The organism is Cellulomonas sp. Leaf334, assembly GCF_001424195.1.
In the GTDB taxonomy this organism is placed as follows: Bacteria; Actinomycetota; Actinomycetes; order Actinomycetales; family Cellulomonadaceae; genus Cellulomonas.
In genome coordinates this window covers 168,099-183,937 of sequence record NZ_LMOO01000001.1, presented here as the reverse complement: position 1 = coordinate 183,937, position 15,839 = coordinate 168,099, and the positions used below count along the sequence as shown (strand labels likewise).

Here is a 15,839-nt window from a genome sequence, read left to right as displayed (position 1 = left end):
GGGTGCTCCTGAGCGACCCTCCGGTCGGCGACGCCGTTCGGTTCACACCACTCAGGAGGCACTCGATGCGAAGGTCCCTACGCGTGAGGTCGGCGGCTCTCGTCGTCACGCTCGCGCTCGCCGGCGTGGTGAACGGCGTCGTCGCCGGACCAGCTCCGGCGTCCGCGGTCGACGGCGCCTGCGTCGACAACCCGTTCGGCGACCGCTCGATCTATCTTCGAGGCGGCTTCAGCAGCTGGAACGCGTTGCCCGAGTACGAGCTGGTCTACGACTGCAACCGCTTCGAGGTTCTGCTCGATCTCAGCGGCACGAGCTCGTTCAAGGTCGCCGACGCGACCTGGTCCTCCGATGCCGACTTCGGCGGCGGAGCCGAGGGCGGAGAGCTCACGGCCGGCGAGCCGCTGCCGCTCGCCCTGCAGGGCTCCAACCTGACGTTCGCGTTCGACGGCACCCAGCGCGTCGTGCTCGACGTCTCCGCCTCCGCGCAGACACCGACGCTCACCATCACGCAGTGCCCGCCGCCCCCGCTGGGCGACGCCCTCCTCGCCGTGTCGGGGTCCCTCAACGACGGCAGGCCCGCCGCGTCCGACTACTTCCTCTACAGCTGCGACGCGTACTACCTCAACGTCGACGTCACCGGGACGCAGACGTTCACGATCGCGGACCCCCTGGGCACGGCCGCGACGACGTTGGGCGCGCCCGACAGCGAGAACGACGTCGTCACCGCGGACGAGCCCTTCGAGCTGGCCTCGGGCGAGGACGTCGAGGTGGTGCAGCCGCTCAGCTTCGACTTCACCGGCGAGCACACGATGCGGCTGGCCCTCGAGGGAGACGACGCCACGCCGACGCTGACGATCGGCGCGCTGTCCTTCGTCAACCCCGGCATCCCGCTGCCCGTGACCGACCCCGTGCTCCGCGGCGTCCGCTTCGACTCGCGGGACACGGCGTTCAAGGCACCGTTCGGAGCCCAGCAGACCGGGACGCCGATCGAGCTCGCCATCGAGGCACCCGCGGGGCTGGACTCCGCGACCCTGGTCGTCGAGACCCGCGTGCTCGAGGGCAACCAGGAGGTGCTCGAGTACCGCGACCCGGTCCGGGTCCCGATGACCCGCCATCCGGCCGCCGACGTCGAGCGCTGGACCGCATCGCACACCTTCGAGACCGCGAGCGTCTCCGGGTACTACCTCGAGCTCGTCAACGGCGAGCGCACCTACGTCTACGAGAACAACTCGGACACCATCTACTGGACGCTCGAACGGGGCTCGGGCGGCGTCGGGCACGTCGACTTCCTGCCCGAGGACCGCACGGACGTCCGCCGGTACCGCCACACGACCTTCAGCCCGGACTTCGTGGTCCCGGACTGGGCCGCCGACGCCGTCTACTACTACGTGTTCCCGGAGCGGTTCCGCAACGGCGACGACGCCAACGACCCGGACCCCGCGCAGGACACCTACCTGGACGAGCCCGTCGAGGTGCACGAGGACTGGACGGACACCCCGTGGGTGCCCGGGGAGACCGACGGGTCGACGACAGACGACGCCTTCTACAACAACGACTTCTTCGGCGGGGACCTCGCCGGGATCATCGAGAAGCTCGACTACCTCGACACGCTGGGCGTCAACACGCTGTACCTCAACCCGATCTTCGAGGCGGGCAGCAACCACAAGTACGACACAGCGGACTACCTCCACGTCGACGACGCCTTCGGCACCGACGAGGACGTGTCCCGGCTGACGCAGGAGGCCGAGGCCCGCGGGATGCGCGTGGTGCTCGACACCTCGCTCAACCACACGGGCAGCGACTCCGCGTACTTCGACCGCTACGCCAACTTCGACGAGCTCGGTGCGTTCGAGGACGCCACGATCACGCCCGGGTCGCCCTACGCGGACTGGTACCGCTTCTTCCCGGAGGAGACCGAGCCCGACCGGCAGTACGCCGGGTGGGCAGGGGTGTCGACGCTGCCGGAGCTGACCGAGTCCGACAGCTTCAAGGACTTCGCGTTCCGCTCGCCCGACTCCGTCATGACCACCTGGCAGGAGCGGGGTGTCGACGGCTGGCGCATGGACGTGGCGCCGTGGGTCACGGACGAGTTCTGGCGCGAGTGGCGGACGTCGGTCAAGGCCGAGGACCCCGAGGCGCTGACCATCGCCGAGACGTGGTTCGACTCCTCGAAGTACTTCCTCGGGGACACCTTCGACACCACGATGAACTACATCTTTCGCAACGCGGTGCTGGACTACGCCGACGGTCGCGACGCCGGCGCCGCCTACCTGAACATCGAGCACATGCGGGAGCAGTACCCGCCACAGGCGTTCGGCGCCCTGATGAACCTCCTGTCGACGCACGACTCCGCCCGGGCGCTCCACCAGTTCGGGTACACGGGCGAGTCGTCGACGGCGGAGGAGGAGGCCGAGGCCAAGCAGCGGCTGCGGCTCGCCGTGCTGTTCCAGATGACCTTCCCCGGCGCCCCGACGGTGTTCTACGGCGACGAGGTGGGCCTCACCGGCGGCGAGGACCCGTTCAACCGCGCGACGTACCCGTGGGCGGACGAGGGCGGCGACCCCGATGCGGCGCTGCTCGACGACGTCACGCGTCTCATCGCACTGCGCAACGACCACGCGGTGCTCCGCCGGGGATCCCTGGGCGCTCCGCTGCACACCGACGAGCACCTCGTCGTCCTGCTGCGCGAGCACGAGGGCGTCCAGGCCGTCACCGCGTACAACAACGACACCGAGGCGCACGAGGTCACGGTCGAGGTCCCGGCGGGCGACGCGGGGCAGACGTTCACCGACGCGTTCACCGGGGCCGTCGTCGCACCCGTCGACGGGACGATCACGCTGACCGTCCCGGCGCTCTACGGCACGGTGCTGCTCTCGGGCGAGCAGCCCGCTCCCAGCATCGAGACCCTGCGGGCGGACCTCGCCGCGGCGCAGGACGCCGGGGAGATCACCGGCCCGGTCCTGCGCCGCCTCTCCGACGACCTGGACAAGGCGGCCCGTCACCATGACCGGGGACGCCTGCGGCAGGCCGTCGACCAGCTCGAACGCTTCGTGCAGCACCTCGAGTCCCCGGGCCGGCACAGCACGGTCTCCCCGGAGGCCCGGCTGCGGCTCAGCGCCCACGCCGAGGCCCTGATCGCGGCATGGTCGAGCGACACGTCCAGCTGACTCGACATGACGACGAGGAAGGCCCCTGACCGGAAAGGGTCAGGGGCCTTCCTCGTCGCTGTCTCCACAAGACGAGCAGGGCGACTTCTCAGCGAACGAGTGGTCCGTGGCCCGCGACGACACCGTGACCGGCGCGTCCCTGCATACCTAGATCCGCTAGGGTTTAATACCTAGCACATCAAGGTAGAGGAGACGCCGTGCGCATCGACAAGGACCTGGTCGCCGCCTCGGCGACACCGCTCGTGCTCGGGATCCTCGTGGACGGCGACCTCTACGGGTACGCGATCCTCAAGCGCGTCGGCGAGCTCTCCGGCGGTCGCATGCAGTGGACGGACGGCATGCTCTACCCGCTCCTGCACCGGCTCGAGCGGCTCGGCCACGTCTCGTCGTCCTGGGGCACGTCCGAGGCGGGTCGGCGCCGCAAGCACTACGCGATCACTTCGACCGGCCGGGCGGCGCTCGCCGAACGGCAGGCGCAGTGGGACGTCGTCGCGGACGCGCTCCGGCAGGTCTGGGAGTCGGCACCGCGGCCCGCCACCGTCGTGGAGGGGTGGGCGTGATGGCGGCCGACATCGAGCTCGAGGCGCAGATCGACAGGTGGCGTGGGTACGTGCACCGACGCCAGGTCATCTCGTCGGCCGACGTCGACGAGCTCGAGGACCACCTGCGGGGCCAGGTCGCCGACCTGCAGGCAACCGGGCTCGACGACGACGAGGCGTTCCTCGTCGCGATCAAGCGCCTCGGCAACCTGGATGCCGTCTCCCGCGAGTACGCCCGTGAGCACTCGGACCGGCTGTGGAAGCAGCTCGCGCTCGTGCCCGACGACTCCCCCGGCTCACCGGCTCCGCGGTGGCGCGAGCTCACGGTCGTTCTGGCGCTCGCGGTCGGCGCGGGCGTCGCGGTCCGGGCCGGGATCGCCTGGTTCGACGACGAGCTCGCGCTCGTGCGCAACGTCGCCCTGCTCGTGGTGCCGTTCCTCGCGGCGTACCTCGGCTGGAAGCGGCGGGTCGGCGTGCGGACCGTCGCGGCGATCGCCGTGCCGTTCGTCGTGCTCGCGGTCGTGCTGAACGTGTACCCGTTCGTCCCCGAGGGCGCGACCGAGGTGCTGGCGATCATCCACGCCCCGGTCGTCCTGTGGCTGCTGGTGGGGCTCGCGTACGTCGCGGGCTCGTGGCGCTCCGACGCCCGGCGCATGGACTTCGTGCGGTTCACGGGTGAGCTCGCCATCTACTACACGCTGCTCGCGCTGGGTGGCGGGGTCCTCGTCGGCCTCACCGCCGCCGTGCTGCAGCTCGTGGGCGTCGACCCCGAACCGGTGATCACCGGCTGGGTGCTGCCGTTCGCCGTCCCGGGCGCCCTCGTCGTCGCCGCCTGGCTCGTCGAGGCCAAGCAGGACGTCGTCGAGAACATCGCGCCCGTGCTCACCCGGATCTTCACGCCGCTGACGATCGTCATGCTCGTGGCCGTCCTCGTGGCGCTGACCGCGTCCGGGGGCTTCGTCGAGGTGGACCGCGACCTGCTCATCCTCATGGACGCGATCCTCGTGCTCGTGCTGGCGCTGCTCCTCTACTCGATCTCCGCGCGCGACCCGGTCGCACCGCCCGCGCTCGCCGACTGGCTCCAGCTCGTCATGGTGGGGGCAGCCCTCGCGGTCGACGCCGTGATGCTGACCGCGATGCTCACGCGGATCGCCGAGTTCGGCACGAGCCCCAACAAGGTCGCCGCACTCGGCCTCAACCTGCTGCTCCTCGTGCACCTCGGCGTCTCGGCGTGGCGCAGCGCCCGGTTCCTGCGCGGTCGTGGCACGTTCTCGGAGCTCGAGCGTTGGCAGACGCGGTACCTGCCGGTCTACGCCGCCTGGGCCGCGTTCGTCGTGATCGTGTTCCCCCCTCTGTTCGACTTCGTCTGACGCGTCCCGGCACGAGGGTGCTCGTGTCGGGGTACCGTCCGGCGTGGCACGCACCTCGTGGGTTGCGGGCAGGGTCCGACGCGACGGGGAAGTCGATGCAGCAGGAGTCACGACGAGTCACGCGAACGACGCGCGCGTCGCGTCTGCTCATGGTGGGCGCGCTGCTCGTCCTTCTCCTGACCCCGACTGCTGCAGCCGCCCAGTCGTACGGCACAACGCCTCCGGACGAGGTGCTGGCGCTCTTCGACGAGGGGGCAGCGGCCGCGTTCACGACGGACGGCGCGGCGCCTACGGAGATCACGTTCGGCACACCCCGCACCGTGCACCGGTTCACTCACGCGTACACCCGCGGCGACGCACGGGGAGATGTCCTCGAGCCGGACGGCACCTGGATCGCCCCGGCGTTCGCGGCGGACGGGCGCAGCCTCGGAACGGCGCTGGTGTGGTACCCCGACGGTCAGCCTGACCCGGAGGTCGCCGTCGTCGAGTGGGACCCGCAGCTGGCCCGACGACTCGCCGCTGCTCCCGCCGACCCGTTGATCCACGTCGCCGAGGCGAACCAGTGGTTCACGCTGGACGGCGACCAGCTGCGCGGGCTGGACGGCTCGCAGCTCTCGGTCGCGGAGTACGGACAGTCGCTCGCGGCGCACCTCGCGGGGGTGGACGCCACGGGCGACCCCACCTCGTCGCAGGCCGGCGGCACGCAGGTCCTGGTGCCGGACTCGGCGATCCTCCAGCCGCGCGGCATCGCCACCGCTCTCGTGATCGGTGGGGTCGTGGTGCTCGCCGCCATCCTCGTCCGCCGACGCCTGCTCCCCCGGGCCGACCGGGACGAGACGTCCAGCTGACCGTCGGCGGGCGGGTTCGTCGACGACGGGGTCAGGTGGCCGCGGGCCGTGCACCGACCGTGCAGCGGATCTCCCCACCCAGGCCGAGGCGTCCGGAGGAGTCGGTGATCGAGGCGGCGAGCGCGACGAGCTGGTCGCGGACGTCGTCGCGCGCGTCGGGTGGGACGAGCTCCCACAGGGCACGCTGCCCGTGCGACCACGAGAACTCGACGAGGTGGTCGGCGTCGCGCAGGACGGCCTCGACCGTCAGGCTGACCGTCCGGACGCCCGCGAGGCCGGCCCCGCGGAGCAGGTCCTCCATCCCCAGGTCGGACGCGAAGGCGCCGCCCAGTCCTCTGGCCCGACCGTCGACCGCGGCGGGTGGCAGGTACGGGAGGAACACCTCCTCGACGCGGCGCCAGCGTTCGTCCTGAGCGCCGACCGTCGTGACCCCCAAGCGGCCTCCCGGGGCGAGCAGCGCGGACCACGCGCCGAGGGCCGCCGCCGGGTCCGGCAGGAAGAAGAGGACCAGCGAGGCGGCGACGACGTCGAACGACGCGACGGGGAAGCGGGGAGCGCGGGCATCCCCGACGGCGACCTCGACCTGCGGGAGGCCCGCCAGGTCGCGTGCGGTCCGTTCCACCATCCGCGGCGCCAGGTCGATGCCGACGGCGCGGCCGGTCGGGCCGGTGGCGAGCGCCAGAGGTCGCAGTGCGGCCCCGCGGCCGCAGCCGACGTCGAGCACGCGCTCCCCCGGCCGGACGTCGAGCTCCGCGACCAGCCCCGCGGCGATGGGGCCGAACCACGGCACCCCCACGTTGTCGTAGACGTCCGCTGCCCGGTCGAACACGCCGACGATCCCCTCGGGGTGTGCCATCGGGTCACCCTCGCACCGACGGGTGCAGCGGACAAGCAACCCAGGACAACGCTGTCCGGTAACAGTTACTTGCCAGTCAGTAACACTCCCCGTTACTGTGCCGCAGAACGGACAGGTCGCCCGCACACGTGCGCAGCGTCGTGACACGTGTCACCGGGCGATGCCGACCCCCGGCCCCGTCCGTTCGCCGAGGTTCCAGGAGGCAACGATGCATCCCGTACGCCCACGCACCGCCACCCAACGAGCACACGGGATCGCCGCGGCGCTCGGAGCTGCCGCGCTCGTCGCCGCCGGGCTCGTGGCCTCGACGTCCACCCCCGCCGAGGCGGCGATCGGGGACGTCGTGTGGTCGCAGGAGTTCAACGGCTCCGCCGGCAGCGCCCCCGACTCCGCGGTCTGGAGCTACGACACCGGAGCAGGCGGCTGGGGCAACGCCGAGCTGCAGAACTACACGACGTCCCGCAACAACTCCGCGCTCGACGGCCAGGGCAACCTCGTGATCACCGCCCGGCGCGAGGGCGACGGGTCGTACACGTCAGCGCGGCTGCAGAGCAACAACAAGTTCGAGGTGAAGTACGGCCGCGTCGAGGCCCGCATCCAGATCCCGCGCGGCCAGGGCATCTGGCCGGCGTTCTGGATGCTCGGCGGTGACTTCCCGCAGAACGCGTGGCCGTCGTCGGGCGAGATCGACATCATGGAGAACGTCGGCAAGGAGCCGCACCGCATCTACGGCACGGTGCACGGTCCCGGCTACTCGGGCGGCGGCGGCATCACCGGCGCGTACCAGCACCCGCAGAACTGGTCCTTCGCGGACACCTTCCACACCTACGCCGTGGACTGGAAGCCCGGCTCGATCACGTGGTCCGTCGACGGGAACGTGTTCCACCAGGTCACGACCTCGCGCGTCGGGGGCAACCCCTGGGTGTTCGACAAGGCCTACTTCCTCATCCTCAACGTCGCGGTCGGCGGCCAGTGGCCCGGCTACCCCGACGGATCGACCCAGTTCCCGCAGCAGATGAAGGTCGACTACGTCCGCGTCTACGACAACGGCTCGGGCTCCGGCGGCGGCGGAGGGGGCGGCTCGCTCCCGACGGGCACGGGCACGATCCGCGTCGCGAACTCGCTGTGCCTCGACGTGCCGTGGGCGCAGACGCACGACGGCAACCCGATCCAGGTCGTCGGCTGCAACGGCAACACCGCCCAGCAGTGGACCCGCGGGTCCGACGGCACCGTGCGTGCGCTGGGCAAGTGCCTCGACGTGAGCGGTGGCGGGACGGCCAACGGGACGGTCGTGCAGCTGTGGACGTGCAACGGCACGGGCGCCCAGAAGTGGACGTACGACTCGGGCACACGCGCGCTCAAGAACCCGCAGTCGGGGCGCTGCCTCGACGCCGTCGGTGGCACGCCCGTCCACGACGGCCAGCGCGTGAACCTGTGGGACTGCCACGGCGGCGCGAACCAGCAGTGGTACCTGTGACGCACCGACCCTGACCCGCGGCTCGGGGGCGACGGACTGCTCCGTCGCCCCCGAGCGTCAGGTCAGCGTGACCACTGCATGCTGGTCGCCGTGGTGCAGGTCCGCTGCTCCAGCGCTGCTCCTGCTGCGATGGACCCGTTGACCACGGTGAGGCACTTGCCGCTGTTGAGGTTGACCAGGGTGGCGTACCCGTCACCGGTCGAGCGCCAGGTGAACACCTGGTTGGGGCGGTCGTGGCAGGTGTACTGGATCACGGCCGCCCCGTCAGCGGTGGACGCACCGCTGACGTCGACGCACTTGCCGCTGTGCACGCTCTGCAGCCGCACGGTGCCGTTGCCGGCGTCGAGGAAGCGCCACTGCTGCCACGCGGTGCCGTTGCTCGGCCACTGGCCGATCACCGCGAGGTCGGAGGTGTTGGGCTGCTGGACGTCGATCACCTGCCCGCTGTTGCGGTTGGTGACCCGGTACGCCGTCGGGGTGCTCCCGCCGCCGCTGAACTGCCACCAGTTCACGTTGAACAGGTTGCCGCTCCCCCCGACGAAGCGCAGGTACAGGTCGTGCGTACCCGTGGCCCCGCTCACCGCGCAGGTGGTGGTCGTCCAGGCCTGCCACCCCCCGGTGCCACCGACGGTGCAGGTGCCGACGACGGGACCGCTCGTGCTGTCCAGCCGCACCTCGATCCGGCCGCCCGCGGTGGCGGAGGCCACCCGCGCGGAGAACGAGGAGGCGCCGGTGCCGAACGCGACGCCCTTGACCTTGACGTAGTCCCCGTTCTCGAGCCAGCCGATGTTCATCCCGCCCTCCGTGGACGGTTCCGTCTCGATGCCGGAGCCCCACGCGATCGTCTCGGCCTCCTGCCGGACGAAGGGGTCGAGCGTGCCGACTTGCGGCGCGCCCGTCGCCGTCATGGTGAGGGTGGGGATGGTGCCGTCGGCGTTGTAGCTGAACTTCTCGACGGCCACGGACCGCGTGAACCCGCCACCTCCCGGCAGGGCGCCGTTGTGGTAGAAGAAGTACGACCCACCCCGGAAGTCGACGATGCCGGCGTGGTTGGTGAAGCTGCTGCCCTGCGTGGGCATGACCGTGCCCCGGTAGGTCCAGGGCCCGGTCGGCCCGGGTGACGTGGAGTAGCCGAGGAACTCGGAGCAGCATTTCGCCGCGAACACGTTGTAGTACTGCCCGCCGCGCTTGTAGACCCACGGACCTTCCTCGTAGAGGGTCGGGCGGTTGGCGTCACCGGTCCGCGAGCCGAACCCCGCGGTGGTGAGCGGGATCTTCGTCGGGCTGCCGGAGTACGAGATCATGTCGGCGTTCAGCCGGACGTACCAGAGGTTGGGGTTGCCCCAGTACAGGTAGGCCTGCCCGTCGTCGTCGATCATGACGGACGGGTCGATCTCGTTGGTGCCGACGAGAGGACGGCCGAGCGCGTCGCGGAACGGGCCCGTCGGACTGTCGCCGACGCCCACGCCGATGACCATCTGGCCGGTGGACCGCTGCCGCACGGGGACGTACCAGTAGAACTTCCCGTTGCGCTCGACGGCCTGCCCCGCCCAGGCGTTCGCGTCCGCCCAGGCGAAGGTCGCGAGCGACATCGGGGAGCCGTGGTCCGTCCAGTTGACCATGTCGGCCGACGAGAAGACCCTCCAGTCCTTCATCGTGAAGTACGTCGAGGCGTCCTCGTCGTGCCCGGTGTAGAGGTACACCCGGCCGTTGTGGACGAGTGGTGCCGGGTCGGCCGTGTAGAGGTGCTGGACGATCGGGTTGTCCGCCTGCGCGGGCGCCGGCAGCAGGGTCACGCCGCAGACGAAGGCGACGACCAGGGCGACGAGCGAGCGACGACGGCGCGTCACGACCGGGCCCAGCGCTGGTTGGTGCCGCCGTGGCACGACCACAGGATCACGGGCGTGCCGTTCGCGGTGCCGCTGTTGTTGACGTCCAGGCACAGCGACGGGAAGCGGCCGTTGCTCACCGTGCCGTTGCCGTTGAACGTCCACTGCTGGTTGGTGCCGCCGTTGCAGTCCCAGATCTGCACCCGGGTGCCGTTGGTCGAGCTCGGCGGGACGTCGAGGCACTTGCCGAGGATCCGCAGGGTCTGGCCGTCCTGCGTGAACTGCTGGTTGGCGTTGGTGTGGCAGTCCCAGATCAACATGCCGGTGCCGTTGGTGCTGGTGCCGCGGTCGACGTCGACGCACCGCCCGGCCGACGCGCTGCGCAGCCGGAACGTCGTGGGGGTCGACGGGTCGGTGGTGGTGCCTCCGCTGACCCGGTACACGACCGTGCCGTGCGCCGGGACGCTCGCAGAGATCGTCCCGGTGGTGGTGGAGGTGCCGTTGGTCCACGCGTCGCGCAGCCCGAACGAGGTGCCGCTCTTGCCGATGGCCGCCGCCGTGGTGGAGACGGTCGTGGTGGAGCTGCCCTGGTTGAACAGGGCGACCGCGACGTCACCGTTGGCCAGCCGCTTGGCCAGCACACGACGCGTTCCGTCGTGGGACACCTGGACCGCCTGCCGGCCGAGGGTGTCCTGGTTGATCGCGATCAGGTTCGCGTTCTTGAGGATGTCCAGCGTCCCCGAGCTGGCCGAGCGCACGTCGTTGCCCATCATGAGCGGCGCAGCCAGGACGGCCCACAGGGCGAAGTGGCTGCGCATCTCGGTGTCGGTCATGCCGCCGTTGCCGACCTCGAGCATGTCCGGGTCGTTGAACCCGCCGGGCGCCGCGTAGCCGGCCATCGGCACGGTGACGTTCACGATGTTCTGGATGCCCATCGGGTAGCCGTTGGTCTGGCCCGTGTCCCACGCGTTGGTGATGTCCTCCGTGGTCCGCCAGAGGTTGGCGACGTCGCTCCAGTTGCGCTGGGGGCCCGTCTTCTCGTGGATGCTGTTCGAGTTGATGCTGTAGACGATCGGCCGGCCCGTGGCCTTGAGCGCGTCCCGCATGATGCTGAGCCTGGCGACCTGCTCGGAGATGCTGCCGGTGGGTGAGCACCAGTCGTACTTGAGGTAGTCCACACCCCAGGCGGCGAACTGCCGGGCGTCCTGGTACTCGTGGCCGAGGCTGCCGGTGGACCCGGGGTAGCTGTCGAAGTACTGCGCGCACGTCTGGTCCAGCGGGCCCTGGTAGATGCCGAACAGCAGGCCCCGGGCGTGCAAGTAGTCGCCGAGCGCCTTCATGCCGCTCGGGAACCGCTGCGGGTCTCCCTGCAGGTTGCCCTGCGCGTCGCGGTTCGGGTTGAACCAGCAGTCGTCGACGACGACGTACTTGTAGCCCAGGTCGCGCAGCCCGGTGTTCACGATCGCGTCGGCCATCTGGCGGATGAGCGTCTCGTTGATGTTGCAGCCGAACGTGTTCCAGGTGTTCCAGCCCATCGGCGGTGTCCGGGCGACGCCGTTGTCGAGCGCCTGGGCGGGTCGTGGAGCGACCGCGTCGGTCGTCACCGTGACGAGCGTGAGTGCCAGGACGGCCAGGGCGGCCGTGAACCATCTCTTCGATGTGCGCACGTGCATCTCCTTGGTCAGGGACGTGAGAGCTGCCGGCACTCGCCGGCACGACGTCCTGCGGATCGCGCCCGTCGTGCCCTCGGCAGCTGGCGTGCGCATGGTCCTCAGGCAAGGCACACCCCTGCCTGGTGACGGGTCGCCGGGTCGCGGTGTCACCGTCGTCGCGCACCGGTCGGGTCCCGGTCGTGGCGTCGTTGCCGGCGCGACGGGGCGATGTTATCGCTAACATTTATCGTTCAATCGTTTAGGGTCCCGATTTTCCTGCCATTCAAGGAGCGCCAGAGGTGGTCGGACGACTGGGGCACCCGCGCGGCGCGCCCGCGCACACGGACAGCGCGTGAACCTTGTGGGGCTGCCACGGCGACGCGAACCAGCAGCAGTACGTGTGATCGGCTGACTCGGTACGGCAGCCCGTCCCCGGAACTCCGGATGAATGGCGCCCACGTGTTGCGCGTCCGGCACATATCGGATATTGACACCCGAACCGGACAGGGCCATCGTGGACGGTGGCGAGCGTGGCTGTTGTGGCCTGTGGGGGGCCGCTTGCGCCTTGGACTGCAGCCACTACCGCCCCATCCTCGACGAGGAGGAGCGATGGCAGAGGAAGTGCTGATCTTCAACATCGGGGACGACTCCGCCCGCATGAAGGTCGGCAAGACATACCTGCTTCTCGGCGTCGCGAAGAGCGAGCAGGAGGCGCGCGCCCTGGCCGAGTCGCTGCCCGCAAACGTCGGTTCCAAGGTCACGTTGCTCGCGAAACGGGCCGTCATTCGGCGTGTTCCTGCCGTCCGGCTCGAGGTTCTCGACGAGGACGCTGCCGAGCGGGTCGACCCTCCTACGTGAGATGACACGGGCTGGGGCGAACCTCAGCAGTTCACGAACGAGCGAGAAGCAGAGGTGCCGTCATGACGAGAGCCGTCGAGGAACTGTCACAGATCCCGTTCAGCCATCTCATCGGCGCGCCGATGAAGGCGGCCATCGAGGCGCAGGCGCTCGCAGCCCAGAGCACCGTCGAGTTCATCCAGAAGGTGGGCTTCAAGCAGCCGGCGGCCGGCGCGGCGGACGCACTCTTCACCAACCCCGACCAGGACGCCGATGCGGGCGAGATCCGCAACGTGACTCTGGAGTACACCAAGCTCGACGAGAACAATACGAAGTCAAACTTCTCGCTGACGGTTCCGCTTCTCTCCATCGTCCCGATCCCCTACCTGCGGATTGACGAGATGACGATCGACTTCAAGGCGAAGCTGACGGACAGCATCGTGCGCAACACCAACACGAGCTTCTCGCTCGACACCTCGATCGGCGGGAGCTACAGCGCGTTCTGGTCCCCGGTGAAGTTCGACTTCCGGGTCAATGCCGCGTTCAAGACGTCCACGTCGAACCAGACGAGCTCGACGCGCGACTACTCCATGGAGATCCACGTGCGTGCGACCCAGGACGACATGCCCGGTGGGCTCTCCAGGATCCTCGACATGCTCGAGAGCGCGATCACCGAGTCCAAGACAGCCTGACGACAGCGTCGGCGCTCCCGCGATGACCAGGCTGAGCAGCGTCGTCGGTGGTCTGATGCGTGACCTCGCGCAGAGCCACACCATCTCGGACGCGTTCACCGTCGACCTCCTCGACGCGTACAGGCGCGAACCGACACTGTCCCAGCTGCCGCTGCCCCGGGTGTCGATCCGCAGCGCGCAGCTGACGATGCGGTTCGCCGTCCTGACCGTGCAGGAGCCGGTCGCCGTTCTCGAGCCGGCCGAGCTGGGCGAGTTCTGGCTGCGCTCGATCCGAGAGAGGGTCGTCCCGAGAGTGCTCCAGGACGTCGGCCGCTTCGACAACGAGCGGGTCGTCGGCGCCTTCGAACGACGGCTCGCCGTCACCGACCCGACATCAGTGATCGATCCGGGGGCCCTGCTCGCGGAGGGGGGCGAGCCGGAGCTGGTCCGGTCGACGATCGGATACCTCACCAAGCTGGTGGACTCGCTGCCCGTCAGCACACGACGGGCCCTGGAGGGCCTCGACCTCGCCGGGTCGCTCGAGCGCACCGTGCGTGCCGAGGTCGGTGAGCTGCGCGCCGCTGCCCGCAGGCTGGAAGACGCACGAAAGGCGTCACAGGCCGATCTCGACGTGTCCGTCACCGCCGAGGCGTTGGCGGGCGTCCCGGACAGTCAGATCAGTGAGCTCGTCCTCACGGTGAGCATGGAGGAGATCCAGCTCGGAGGAAACGTGTCGAACCCGACGAGAGCGGTTGACTGACATGGCGATCCTCATCGATCCGCAGGCGTCGCTGACGCTCGGGCAGGCGGTCGGCAACATCCTCTCGGCACTCGTGGACGCCCAGGCCCGGGCGGCCCGTGCGACGGTCGAGTTCATCGACGAGGTGGGATTCCAGCCTGCGGAGAAGGAAGGTGGACCACCATCTCTCCGCGTCGTCGAGTTCACCTACCGCAAGCGGGACGAGAACGACAACGAGGCGTCGTTCAGGGTGGGCCTCCCGCTCCTCGGCATGGTGGACATTCCGCTCATCGCCATCAAGCGCGCGAAGATCGATCTGGAGTTCCAGGTCAGCACCGTCCAGGAGCCTGCCGAGACCGACTCACGACCGATGCTGCCCGGCCGTGCCGTTCCCGTGATCAGGGGCCAGCTGCTGACCGGAAGGCGGTCGACGGACGAACGCGGGTCGATCAAGGTGTCCGTCGAGGTCGAGAAGGCGGACCTCCCGCCCGCGCTCGCGAGGTCGCTCGACATCCTCGAGGTGGCTGCGAGCGAACACAAGCTCGCGGGACCCGGCGACTGACCATGGCCGAGCAGGCAGCCCGCCAGCTCGAGGGCAACATCGTGGCCACCGTGTCGACGGCCGAGGCGGTGCTGGTGCACTTCGAGCGGTCACTCGTCGAGGCAGGGTTCGCCGAGGGCGCCGAGTCGTACACCCGCCTCGCTGACACCCTGATCGGCCAACGGCTCTGGGCAGAGGCCAGCGGAACAGCCGACAACGCCCCGTTCGCCGCCGTCGGCGCACGTGCTCGCGCCATTCACGCCCTCATGCTCCCGTACGTGGAGGCCTTCGGCAGGCTCGCGGTGCTCGCGGCGCCTTCCCTGATCGGTGACACCGAAAGCTCCGGCGACCTCTCCCCCTCGGCCGACAGCGAGAGGTCGACTCGTCGGCGCGCGGGCGTCGCGGCGCCTTCTGCGCCGGCGCCCTCGTCCGCACCGGCCGAGGGCTCGGTCGCCGCAGCGGTCCTGAGAGCGCTCGACGCCTCCGCGGGCCCGATGTCGTCGACGTCGCTCCGGGCTTCACTCAAGCTCTCCCGCGCAGAGCTGCTTGCTGCACTGCAGAGCCTGGATTCCGCAGGCTGGGTGGAACGGCGGAACGTGTCCGGGCGGGAGCTCGTCAGCAGATCGGAGCGGTCATGACCCAGTCGACCGGCATCCTGTGCCTCGGAACGCGGCCCGACGCCTCGACCTGGGAGAAGGGCTGCAAGAGCCTGGGCTTCGACGTGCCCCTCCCCATCAAGAAACCGGCACCGACGATGGACGAGCTCGTTGGCTTCTTCGGCCGCTCGTTCGACTGGGTCTTCTTCGGCGGGCACTTCGCTTCGCGGCGGTTGTACAACGAGTCCGGCGACGTCGGCGTCCGGTTCGGCCCTGACGCGGTCACTCTCGAGGTCGGCAGCGACACCAAGACCCTCAAACGCGGATCGGCCGAGCTCGGCCTTCGCCCGACCCTGGTGCTCTGGGGTGGCTGCAGCACGCTGGGTGACAACGACCTCGTGCGCGACCTCCACACCCTCTTCGGCGCGGGCACCATGCTCGGGTTCCGCGGTGTGACCGGATGGAAAGTGGTCGACGCGATGCTCGGCGCCGGATTCATGGCCGACAAGCAGCATTTTCTCGCTCGTGTGCAGGCCGACTCGTCGTCGGCGGAGCTCACCGCGGCGTGGATGGCGGCCGCCAAGCTCGGGTGGGGAGGCGGGAAGCTCGAGGACCGATTCGCCGCCGTCGACACCGGGGGGCAACGGTGGATCCTGCGAGACAAGGCCATCGTCGCCGACTCGAAGCTGTTCTGAGCGCGTTGGGTGCGCCTTCACC

The 15,839-nt window shown here is 69.8% G+C and carries 14 protein-coding genes; 11 read left to right on the top strand and 3 right to left on the bottom strand.

What is annotated here, in order from left to right; genetic code table 11:
* Positions 1–83: 83 nt before the first annotated feature.
* From ASF78_RS00860 to ASF78_RS00845, 4 genes are all read left to right on the top strand, one after another.
* Entirely contained in the window at positions 84–3,167 is a 3,084-nt protein-coding gene (locus ASF78_RS00860; protein ID WP_056583786.1) for a glycoside hydrolase family 13 protein, read from the top strand.
* A 197-nt stretch (positions 3,168–3,364) separates the two neighbouring features.
* Positions 3,365–3,727, top strand: a complete 363-nt coding sequence (locus tag ASF78_RS00855) for a PadR family transcriptional regulator (protein ID WP_056583785.1) — start codon at positions 3,365–3,367, stop codon at positions 3,725–3,727.
* Positions 3,727–5,076: a permease prefix domain 1-containing protein gene (locus ASF78_RS00850; protein ID WP_056587860.1), complete on the top strand. Its 1,350-nt coding sequence runs from the start codon at positions 3,727–3,729 to the stop codon at positions 5,074–5,076. The genes ASF78_RS00855 and ASF78_RS00850 overlap by 1 nt, the downstream gene beginning before the upstream one ends.
* Before the next feature lie 149 nt (positions 5,077–5,225).
* Positions 5,226–5,924 (top strand): hypothetical protein, encoded by a 699-nt coding sequence (locus tag ASF78_RS00845; RefSeq protein ID WP_056583784.1) that lies wholly within the window; start codon positions 5,226–5,228, stop codon positions 5,922–5,924.
* A 31-nt stretch (positions 5,925–5,955) separates the two neighbouring features.
* Here the strand turns inward: ASF78_RS00845 and ASF78_RS00840 are convergent, their stop codons facing one another.
* Positions 5,956–6,780 (bottom strand): class I SAM-dependent methyltransferase, encoded by an 825-nt coding sequence (locus ASF78_RS00840; protein WP_056583780.1) that lies wholly within the window; start codon positions 6,778–6,780, stop codon positions 5,956–5,958.
* 208 nt (positions 6,781–6,988) lie between these two features.
* Between ASF78_RS00840 and ASF78_RS00835 the strand changes: the two genes are divergently transcribed.
* Positions 6,989–8,257, top strand: a complete 1,269-nt coding sequence (locus ASF78_RS00835; protein WP_056583778.1) for a glycoside hydrolase family 16 protein — start codon at positions 6,989–6,991, stop codon at positions 8,255–8,257.
* A 62-nt stretch (positions 8,258–8,319) separates the two neighbouring features.
* Here ASF78_RS00835 and ASF78_RS00830 read toward each other — a convergent pair whose 3' ends face one another.
* Entirely contained in the window at positions 8,320–10,107 is a 1,788-nt protein-coding gene (locus ASF78_RS00830) for a family 43 glycosylhydrolase (protein WP_082494912.1), read from the bottom strand.
* Complete coding sequence (locus ASF78_RS00825; RefSeq protein WP_056587857.1) at positions 10,104–11,759, bottom strand: ricin-type beta-trefoil lectin domain protein; 1,656 nt, start codon at positions 11,757–11,759, stop codon at positions 10,104–10,106. Before ASF78_RS00825 ends, ASF78_RS00830 begins: the two co-directional genes overlap by 4 nt.
* A 588-nt stretch (positions 11,760–12,347) precedes the next feature.
* Between ASF78_RS00825 and ASF78_RS00820 the strand changes: the two genes are divergently transcribed.
* The 6 genes from ASF78_RS00820 to ASF78_RS00795 all read left to right on the top strand — a co-directional run bounded on the left by ASF78_RS00820 (position 12,348) and on the right by ASF78_RS00795 (position 15,817).
* Complete coding sequence (locus ASF78_RS00820; protein ID WP_056583774.1) at positions 12,348–12,596, top strand: hypothetical protein; 249 nt, start codon at positions 12,348–12,350, stop codon at positions 12,594–12,596.
* 62 nt (positions 12,597–12,658) lie between these two features.
* Positions 12,659–13,267: a DUF2589 domain-containing protein gene (locus ASF78_RS00815; protein WP_056583773.1), complete on the top strand. Its 609-nt coding sequence runs from the start codon at positions 12,659–12,661 to the stop codon at positions 13,265–13,267.
* A 22-nt stretch (positions 13,268–13,289) separates the two neighbouring features.
* On the top strand, positions 13,290–14,006 hold the full coding sequence (locus ASF78_RS00810) for a hypothetical protein (protein WP_056583772.1): 717 nt from the start codon (positions 13,290–13,292) through the stop codon (positions 14,004–14,006).
* Between the two features lies 1 nt (position 14,007).
* Positions 14,008–14,547, top strand: coding sequence for a DUF2589 domain-containing protein (locus ASF78_RS00805; RefSeq protein WP_056583769.1), 540 nt, complete (start codon positions 14,008–14,010; stop codon positions 14,545–14,547).
* A 2-nt stretch (positions 14,548–14,549) separates the two neighbouring features.
* Positions 14,550–15,164 carry a hypothetical protein gene (locus ASF78_RS00800; protein WP_056583766.1) on the top strand — a complete coding sequence of 205 codons (615 nt, stop codon included), beginning with the start codon at positions 14,550–14,552 and terminating at the stop codon, positions 15,162–15,164.
* Positions 15,161–15,817: a hypothetical protein gene (locus tag ASF78_RS00795; RefSeq protein ID WP_056583761.1), complete on the top strand. Its 657-nt coding sequence runs from the start codon at positions 15,161–15,163 to the stop codon at positions 15,815–15,817. The genes ASF78_RS00800 and ASF78_RS00795 overlap by 4 nt, the downstream gene beginning before the upstream one ends.
* The last annotated feature ends 22 nt before the right edge of the window (positions 15,818–15,839 follow it).

Bases quoted from the DNA above. Each gene is read 5' to 3' on its own strand.
- ASF78_RS00850 (WP_056587860.1), top strand. From the start codon at position 3,727: ATGGCGGCCGACATCGAGCTCGAGGCGCAGATCGACAGGTGGCGTGGG.
- ASF78_RS00845 (WP_056583784.1), top strand. From the start codon at position 5,226: ATGGTGGGCGCGCTGCTCGTCCTTCTCCTGACCCCGACTGCTGCAGCC.
- ASF78_RS00840 (WP_056583780.1), bottom strand. From the start codon at position 6,780: ATGGCACACCCCGAGGGGATCGTCGGCGTGTTCGACCGGGCAGCGGAC.
- ASF78_RS00835 (WP_056583778.1), top strand. From the start codon at position 6,989: ATGCATCCCGTACGCCCACGCACCGCCACCCAACGAGCACACGGGATC.
- ASF78_RS00825 (WP_056587857.1), bottom strand. From the start codon at position 11,759: ATGCACGTGCGCACATCGAAGAGATGGTTCACGGCCGCCCTGGCCGTC.
- ASF78_RS00820 (WP_056583774.1), top strand. From the start codon at position 12,348: ATGGCAGAGGAAGTGCTGATCTTCAACATCGGGGACGACTCCGCCCGC.
- ASF78_RS00815 (WP_056583773.1), top strand. From the start codon at position 12,659: ATGACGAGAGCCGTCGAGGAACTGTCACAGATCCCGTTCAGCCATCTC.
- ASF78_RS00810 (WP_056583772.1), top strand. From the start codon at position 13,290: ATGACCAGGCTGAGCAGCGTCGTCGGTGGTCTGATGCGTGACCTCGCG.
- ASF78_RS00805 (WP_056583769.1), top strand. From the start codon at position 14,008: ATGGCGATCCTCATCGATCCGCAGGCGTCGCTGACGCTCGGGCAGGCG.
- ASF78_RS00800 (WP_056583766.1), top strand. From the start codon at position 14,550: ATGGCCGAGCAGGCAGCCCGCCAGCTCGAGGGCAACATCGTGGCCACC.
- ASF78_RS00795 (WP_056583761.1), top strand. From the start codon at position 15,161: ATGACCCAGTCGACCGGCATCCTGTGCCTCGGAACGCGGCCCGACGCC.